This window comes from Corynebacterium sp. HMSC034A01 (assembly GCF_001838175.1).
Taxonomy (GTDB): Bacteria; Actinomycetota; Actinomycetes; order Mycobacteriales; family Mycobacteriaceae; genus Corynebacterium.
On sequence record NZ_KV835965.1, the window covers coordinates 1 to 279 of the forward strand.

The window sequence follows — 279 nt, forward strand, 5'->3', positions numbered from 1 at the left end:
TTCAACCCGGCCAACTCGAAGTTGGACGCCAATGGCAAGGGTGTCTTGGCTTTCGACGGTGCCGTCCGGTGGACCGGCCACAAGGCCTACGCCCCGGAAGGGCAGGACTACGGTCTGGATATCCAGTTTTCCGATGTGAAGGTGCACGTCGATGGCACCGCCGGCAAGATCTCCGTTGATTACTGGGTGCGCGGCACCAACATCACTGGTGACGAAAGCGCGCTCAACGAACGCGGCGATGACGCTGTCTTTGCTACCTTCACCCTCCCGGAGGCGATC

At 60.9% G+C, this 279-nt stretch carries 1 protein-coding gene; it reads left to right on the top strand.

The window, feature by feature from the left end; all coding sequences use genetic code 11:
* Positions 1–279 (top strand): HtaA domain-containing protein (locus HMPREF2791_RS06485; protein WP_210400164.1); only part of this gene is annotated, 279 nt, incomplete at both ends.